The organism is Aquimarina sp. I32.4, from assembly GCF_002924285.1.
Lineage (GTDB): Bacteria > Bacteroidota > Bacteroidia > Flavobacteriales > Flavobacteriaceae > Aquimarina.
The window spans coordinates 1-7822 of record NZ_PGUB01000150.1; the positions used below are offsets into that span (position 1 = coordinate 1).

The 7822-nt window shown below is 31.1% G+C and carries 5 protein-coding genes; 3 read left to right on the forward strand and 2 right to left on the reverse strand.

Going from position 1 to position 7822, the window contains the following annotated elements:
• Positions 1 to 603 precede the first annotated feature (603 nt).
• Both tnpA and CVD18_RS20495 read left to right on the forward strand, forming a co-directional pair.
• On the forward strand, positions 604 to 1041 hold the full coding sequence (gene tnpA / locus CVD18_RS20490; RefSeq protein WP_103867355.1) for an IS200/IS605 family transposase: 438 nt from the start codon (positions 604 to 606) through the stop codon (positions 1039 to 1041).
• A 183-nt stretch (positions 1042 to 1224) separates the two neighbouring features.
• On the forward strand, positions 1225 to 2319 hold the full coding sequence (locus tag CVD18_RS20495; protein WP_233194607.1) for a response regulator: 1095 nt from the start codon (positions 1225 to 1227) through the stop codon (positions 2317 to 2319).
• Positions 2320 to 2346: 27 nt separating this feature from the next.
• Here the strand turns inward: CVD18_RS20495 and CVD18_RS20500 are convergent, their stop codons facing one another.
• The gene (locus CVD18_RS20500) at positions 2347 to 4788 is read right to left on the reverse strand and encodes a S9 family peptidase (RefSeq protein WP_103867357.1); all 2442 of its coding nucleotides are present in this window, start codon (positions 4786 to 4788) and stop codon (positions 2347 to 2349) included.
• 135 nt (positions 4789 to 4923) lie between these two features.
• On the reverse strand, positions 4924 to 5694 hold the full coding sequence (locus CVD18_RS20505; RefSeq protein ID WP_103867358.1) for an alpha/beta fold hydrolase: 771 nt from the start codon (positions 5692 to 5694) through the stop codon (positions 4924 to 4926).
• A 128-nt stretch (positions 5695 to 5822) separates the two neighbouring features.
• Between CVD18_RS20505 and CVD18_RS20510 the strand changes: the two genes are divergently transcribed.
• The gene (locus tag CVD18_RS20510; RefSeq protein WP_103867359.1) at positions 5823 to 7700 is read left to right on the forward strand and encodes a peptidase M61; all 1878 of its coding nucleotides are present in this window, start codon (positions 5823 to 5825) and stop codon (positions 7698 to 7700) included.
• Positions 7701 to 7822: the final 122 nt, after the last annotated feature.

Sequence of the window (7822 nt, forward strand, 5' to 3'; positions counted from 1 at the left end):
AACTGCGGGACTTCCTTTCAAAGTCAATTTCTCAAGTTCTGCCGCCAATAAAGCCTGATCTTCAATGGATAACTTACCTATTTCAACTTTTATCTTTTCTAAATCCATGAATTAAAGATACGAATAATAGAAATTATAAACTAGAGCGTTTTATTACTTTAATCTCTTAATTATTAGTGATTTGGTCAGAATAACTGAGCCGTCTAAAAAAAAGTTGACTACATATTGCTATAGATGTATAACTGACTATGAATAAAGAAAGAATTAAGATGTTATTGCTTATATATTGTCTAGTTGGTATAGGAATTACTAGTAATGGACAGATACGTAATAATGTAGGGAGAAATTTGTTTTAGGTACAGCTTACTGATGATATTTTGAATGAAGGAGTAATTTATGAAAAAGAGAATCGTCAAAATAACATAAAAAATCAATATAAAATAGAGGAGTGTTTGATGGAAATATCTAAAAAAGAGACTGTTGTAAGTGTTTTTTTGGTCGTTTCTATTCTCTTGTTTGGGGTTTTATTGGTCTCAAAAATAGTTAAAACTATGTACTTTAGTGCATTTAGTTTTAGCTTCTAAAAATTTTCACCTTTGTTTTATGCCAGAACAAAGGTCAAATGGTCATAGTGTTTCAAGATTAAGTGTTCATCTAGTTTTGAGCACCAAGTATCGTTATCATGTTTTGAAAGGAGATATTCAGGTTCGTTGTCGATCAATATTGATACAAATATTTGATGCTGAAGATGTTCAACTTTTGAAAGGAGTAATTTCCAAAGATCATGTTCATATGCATTTAGAGTATAGACCATCTCAAAAAGTAAGTGATTTGGTTAAGAAATTAAAAGGAAGAAGTTCTCGCAAGCTTCAGCAAGAATTCCCTGAGCTAGAGAAGAAATATTGGGGTAGGCATTTTTGGGGTATAGGATATGGTTTTTGGAGTACAGGTAATATTACAGATGCAATGGTTAATGAGTATTTGGAACATCATGGCAGACCAGATGATGGTAATGCAACGAATTTTATAATTGAGAAATGACCATGGGGTGACTTTTAGTCACCAGCCCGAACCTATGGACTTTAAGTCCATAGTGGTTCAGTATTCACATATATAAAATACAGGCATGCTCGTAAAAAAAATGCTCTATTACAAGAAGAAAATAAAACCCTGATAGAACAAAGGATTGAAGCAGAAAAACTTACAGATACAAAATCTCAATTTATATCTACTGTTAGTCATGAATTAAGAACACCATTATATGGTGTTGTTGGAATTACTACTTTGTTATTAGAAGAAAAGGATATTTCTGGCAAGCATAAAAAATTATTAGATTCCTTAAAGTTTTCAGGAGATTATCTTCTAGATTTAATAAATAAAGTATTGAAAATAAGTAAAATTGAATCAAATAATGAAAAATTAACCAAAACTTCTACTAATTTATATGAGCTCACAAAAAACTTGTTTTATTCTTTTGAGTATCAAGCAAAAAATAAAAATAATGAGCTGGTGCTAGAAATACCAGATGAAATACCAAGAGTATTACATGTAGACTCACTTAAATTATCTGAAGTATTAATTAATTTGATAGGAAACTCATCAAAATTTACTGAAAACGGGAAAATATGGCTTAGAATTAAAATAATTTCTCTTGAAAAAGAAATGATCACTATTAGATATGAAGTAGAAGATAATGGAGTAGGAATTCCAGAAGACAAAAAAGAGTTTGTATTTCAGAAATTTTCTCAGGTAGGAAGAGAGTTTAATAAATCAGAAGGAACAGGTCTAGGGCTATCAATTGTAAAAAACCTTTTGGAAATGATGGATAGCAAAATTAATCTAGATAGTAAAGAAGGAAGAGGAACCAAGTTTTATTTTGATTTAAAATTAGAAATAATAAATGAAAAAACAGTACAGAAAATAGATTGTGACCACAAAAGCGTTCATCCTGTTTATAGAAAAATATTAGTAGCAGAGGATAATAAGATTAATCAAATTGTCACTAAAAATCTTTTGAATATTATTGGATATGATTGTACTATAGTAGAAAATGGATCTAATGCCTTACAAATGGTTAAAAAAGAAGATTTTGATTTAATTTTAATGGATCTTAATATGCCATACCTTAATGGAACCGAAGCGACCAGAAGAATACGAGAGTTTAATCAAACAACACCTATTATAGCTCTTACCGCATCAGAGCTAAGTGAAGTTGGTAAAGAGTGTTTTGATATAGGAATGAATGATGTGATCAATAAACCATTAAACAAAAATGATTTAAAAAATATAATCTCCAAGCACTTATCATATAATATCTAAATGATAAACGACTAGTATATCAACAATTTAATTTACCTCTTTTGAGGTACTGTTATTTCTGTTTTTAACATATTTTTCTAACCATTGATCCTGTTCCCATAATAAATGTAATATCGATTCTTTTGCTCTGTATCCATGGCTTTCTTTTGGTAACATAACAAGTCTGGTAATAGCACCTAACCCTTTTAGAGCATTAAAGTAACGCTCGCTTTGAAGCGGATAAGTTCCAGAATTGTTATCAGCTTTACCATGAATTAATAACAAAGGAGTTTTCATTTTATCGGCATGCATAAATGGAGACATAGTATAATATACTTTGGGAGCCTCCCAATAACTACGTTCTTCTCGTTGAAAACCAAAAGGAGTGAGTGTTCTGTTGTATGCACCACTTCTTGCTATTCCTGCAGCAAAAAGATTAGAATGAGAAAGTAAGTTTGCAGTCATAAAAGCACCATAAGAATGCCCTCCAACTGCAACTCTGTTACAATCAATATACCCTAAAGAATCTACTGCATCTATTGCAGCTTTACCATTTGCCACGAGCTGTTTTCTAAAAGAATCATTAGGTTCTTTATTGCCTTCTCCAACAATAGGAAAAGAGGCATTGTCCAAAACTACATACCCTCTGGTAACCCAATATAGCATAGAACCCCAAAATGGATATGTAAACCTATTAGGGTTGGATGTAGATTGAGAAGCGCTTGATTTATCTTTATACTCTACAGGGTAAGCCCATAATATCATAGGCATCTTTTCTTTTTTTGTGCGATCATACCCAATTGGAAGATATAAAGTGCCAGAAAGCTCTAAACCATCATCTCTTTTGTATTTTATAACTTCTTTGTGTACATTTTGAATACTAGTAAAAGGATTTTTGAAAAATGTTATTTGTTTTGGAGGATCTGTTTTATGAATGTTTCTTAAATAGTAATTAGGATATTCATTAGCAGACTCTATTCTTACCAAAAAAAGACCTTTATCAATTGTTATCGCAGAATGAATACTCTCTTTTTTATTCTGGTATTTTGATTCATAAACCCGAGTAGTTTTATTAGATGCAATATTTAACTTATCTATAAAAGGAAATTGCCCATTTTTAGTATGTCCATCACCAATCAAATAGATGTTGTTATTATTAATATGCACTACAGCATGTCCGTATTTATTCTTTATAGTTACGGGGCTCCCAGGATTGCTATATCTATCTTGATAATTTCTGTTATGAATGATAGTAGGTTTTTTGCTGGGTGTAGACGGAGAAAAAACATATGTTCTCGTATTTCGAGTATTCCACCAATAGTCATACGCAATAGCAAATTCTTTGTTGGTAGTCCAATCTATTCTTGCAAAACGGTCGATTGTTTTTAAAATAGATTTAGGAGTTTCATCAAATGGGGCATTGAGTTGAAATATTTCATCTCTAAATTCTACATCCATTTTTGGATTCCCATTATCTAAAGCTTCTGCCCATATCAATGTAGCAGGTAAGTCTTTACGCCATGTCATAGATCTTTTTCCTACTCTGGTAGCCATAAAGCCCTTTGGTAGTACTTCGCTGAGAGGGATTTTATTGATTGTTTTAAGTGTTTTTCCTGTTTTTGTATAAATTTTGGTTTCTTGCGGAAAACGTTTGTATGGAACCAAATAAGAAAAAGGCTTTTGAATGCTAGTTGCTATAATATAATTACCATCAGGCGAAAACGAAAAAGTACTGTACATAGCTGCAGAACTCCAAACTGTAGATGTACCGTCTAAATTTACCTTTCTTATTTCTGAAATGGCTAATTGCTCAAAATTGTATTCATCATTAGGGTTTTTTAGTAAATCCTGATACGTTCTGTTTTGTGCTTTTGTTCCTTCACTGATTGTAATAGTTGGACCTGTAGGTACAACTTTTTGAGAATCAATTAATGGTTTCTTATTAGCAGGAATACATTTTACCAATAAAGCAGAGCCATCTTTAAACCATTTATATGGAGTGCCTAAATTGGCATTGATAATTGCATTTGTAATTTTGGAAGCTTCCTTTGTAATGATATCTAGTACCCATAACTCAACCCCATCATGTGTAGTGTTTGTAAATGTTGCTTTACTTTGATCAGGAGACCACTTAAAATTTGCTATCATAGCATTTTTGGGAATCCCTTTGATTTGACTAGTATTGTTATCTGTAGTTTTCTTTAATTTGATATTATTAAAATAGTTTATTCTACTAGAAATATTGGTTTTAGGATTAATTCTTAATCCTGCCAGTCTTACTTCTTCTTGTGATAATTCTGCAATAGTTTTATAGCTGTTTCTGTAAAGAAAAATTAAATGTTCTCCTTTTTTGTCAATACGCACAGAAGGGGCGGGAGATATATCTACTAAGTTTAAAATCTCTTTAGGAGGTTTTTGATAATTAACTTTTTCTTGAGCATTAGCATTAGATAATATCAATACCAAAAGAAGTGATTTTAAGAGCTTCATAAATGATAGGTTATAATTAATATACTTATTTTATTATATAAAAATAATTTAAACATTATTGTTAATGTCAAAAAAAATGGATTTGTTACTAGTTTTAGTGATAATTAATAAGAAAAGTTATCAAAAACAAGGTAATTAGTATAAAGTATTAATAAACTCAGTTACTTTTTCAAGTATAATTTCAGGACTTTCTTTATGAGGAGTATGACCAATATTTGGGATTATTAAAGAAGCTGAATTTCCAGATGTATTATTTACAATAGAATGTACTTGATCGATTGTTCCATATTCATCCTTTTCTCCTTGAATAATAAGAGAAGGACATTGTATTTTATGTAAATACTTTTCGATATTCCAAGACTCATACTGCTCAGATAACCAAGTCTCTGTCCACATAGAAAAAACAGCTTCTGTATTATCCTGATGATATTGTGTTAATTTTTCTTTTAGGTTAGTGTTTTTGTATGCTATAACAGCTTTTTTGATCCCCTCAATAGTTTCTGGTTCTACAAATACATGCGCTCCTTCTGTAATAATAGCATTAATTTTTTCAGGAAATAAGGCAGCGGCTAATAAAGCAATACTACCGCCATCACTATGACCAAATAATATTACATTTTTTAAATTGAGATTATTTATTATTTTCTCTAGAATAATCGCTTCATTTTTTAGATAATCAATATCTCTTTTAGAAGTAGAGAAAGGAGCAGATTTACCATAACCCTGTCGATCATATGAAAGAATGTTTAATCCAGTTTTTAAAGCTATATGATTCGGGAAATCTCTCCATAATTCGATACACCCTAATGAATCATGTAAAAAAATAACAGTTGCTTTTTCTGGCAATAAAAATGTAGGGTTGATTGATAGCTGTAATCGATATTGATCAATTATTAAATCTGACATATGGTTTTCAGTATAAAAATCAATAAAAATAGGTCAAAGTCTATACAAATTGTATAATTTGCACGTCAAAATTGAAACACTGGCACTTTTTTATAGTCTAGTGTATAGTAAATCATTAATTTATAACAATGAAAAGAACATTAGCCAAAATTTCTATTGGTGTATTATTGGTTGGTTGTGGAGCCAAAACCCCTATAAATGACATAGCCACAAGTATCCCTATAGCAACAGCATTGGATTTAACACAGGTAAAAAATGATAAAGTACCAGTTGTCATAAATCCAGGGCGCTTTACTCAAGATACAGTAAAATATTCATTGCCCAAAGTAGTACAAGGTACCTATGCGGTAAGTGATTTTGGGAAATTTGTAGATGATTTTAAAGCCTTTGACTATGATGGTAACGAGATTAATGTAACATCAGAAGATACAAATACTTGGGTAATCACAAATGCTAAAAATTTAGATAAGATAACCTATAATGTTAATGATACATATGATATTGAGAATACCGATATCGGCACACCTTTTTCTCCATCAGGAACCAATATTGAACCAAAAAATTATGTATTAAATCTTCATGGATTTATTGGGTATTTTGATGTGTTAAAAAATAATCAGTATGCATTAGAGGTAAAAGCACCTACAGAAATGAAGAGAACATCTGCTTTACAAAAGACAAATGCTGATGTAAGTAAGGATGGAACTGTAACTACAGATACATATTTTGCAACTCGTTATTTTGATATCACAGATAACCCTATGATGTATGGAGATCTGGATGTAGAAGAGTTTATGGTAGGGGATATCAAGATAGTATTGAGTATCTATTCACCAAATAATGTGCATACAGCCGCAAAAATAAAGGAAACAGTTTTCAAAATGATGAAAGGGCAGAAAGCATATCTTGGCGATATCAATAGTACTCCTCGTTATGATATATATCTTTATTTGGCATCAGGTAATGAGAATGCTCCATCAGGATTTGGAGCTTTAGAACATCACACCTCTACTGTGGTCGTATTACCAGAACAAATGCCTGATGAAGCTTTAGCATCAGCAATGATTGATGTAGTATCTCATGAATTTTTTCATATTGTAACACCGTTAAGTGTTCATTCTGAAGATGTACATTATTTCGATTATAATCAACCTACATTCTCAAAACATTTGTGGATGTATGAAGGAGTAACTGAATACTTTGCAACCTTATTTCAGGTAAACCAAGGATTGGTAGAAGAACAAGAATTTTATGATAAGATTATAGGTAAGATTCAAGGTGCTAGTAGTTATGATGATACAATGAGTTTCACAGTTATGAGTGAGAACATTCTAGAAGAGCCGTATGCTTCTAATTATATCAATGTATACGAAAAAGGAGCCTTGATAGGAATGTGTATCGATATTTTGATGAGAGAAGAGAGTGGAGGAAACAGAGGGATATTATCTTTGATGAAAGAATTATCCTTAAAATATGGTAAGAATAAGCCTTTTGATGATGATAAGATTATAGATGAGATCATCACAATGACATATCCATCTGTAGGTACGTTTTTAAAAACGCATGTGGTAGGAAAGACTCCAATCAATTATAAAGAATTTTTTGACAAGGTTGGAATTGCTATAACTTCAGAAAAAGTTAAAACAAATTATATCCAGAACTCAGGAGTATTAATAGTAGCAGGTAATCAAGAAAAAGGGACCATCTTTTTTACAGATTTAGTTACTGATAATAGCTTTTGGGCAGAAAATGGAGCTCGGCCTAATGATGATATCATAGAGGTTAATGGAACTAAGCTAACATTGGAAAATGCAAATACTATTCTTGGAGGAACGTTTCAATGGCAAGAAGGAGATGACGTTGTCGTTAAATTGAATAGAGCAGGAAAAGAAGTGATTATCAAGACTAAAGTGACTAAGTCATATACAAACGGAAGTAAACTTGGGGTAAATAAAGATTCTTCAAAGAAACAAACAGCTCTCAGAAATGCTTGGCTGAAAGGTTAAGAATTGACTATGATGAGTTTAAAAAAAAAGAGCCTGAATTTTTTTGAAGGCACTGAAAAAGCTTAACTTTTTCAGCAATGACTAGAAAAAAGCGATTAAATAAACATTGATTTTATTTAATC

Bases quoted from the DNA above. Each gene is read 5' to 3' on its own strand.
- tnpA (WP_103867355.1), top strand. From the start codon at position 604: ATGCCAGAACAAAGGTCAAATGGTCATAGTGTTTCAAGATTAAGTGTT.
- CVD18_RS20500 (WP_103867357.1), bottom strand. From the start codon at position 4,788: ATGAAGCTCTTAAAATCACTTCTTTTGGTATTGATATTATCTAATGCT.
- CVD18_RS20505 (WP_103867358.1), bottom strand. From the start codon at position 5,694: ATGTCAGATTTAATAATTGATCAATATCGATTACAGCTATCAATCAAC.
- CVD18_RS20510 (WP_103867359.1), top strand. From the start codon at position 5,823: ATGAAAAGAACATTAGCCAAAATTTCTATTGGTGTATTATTGGTTGGT.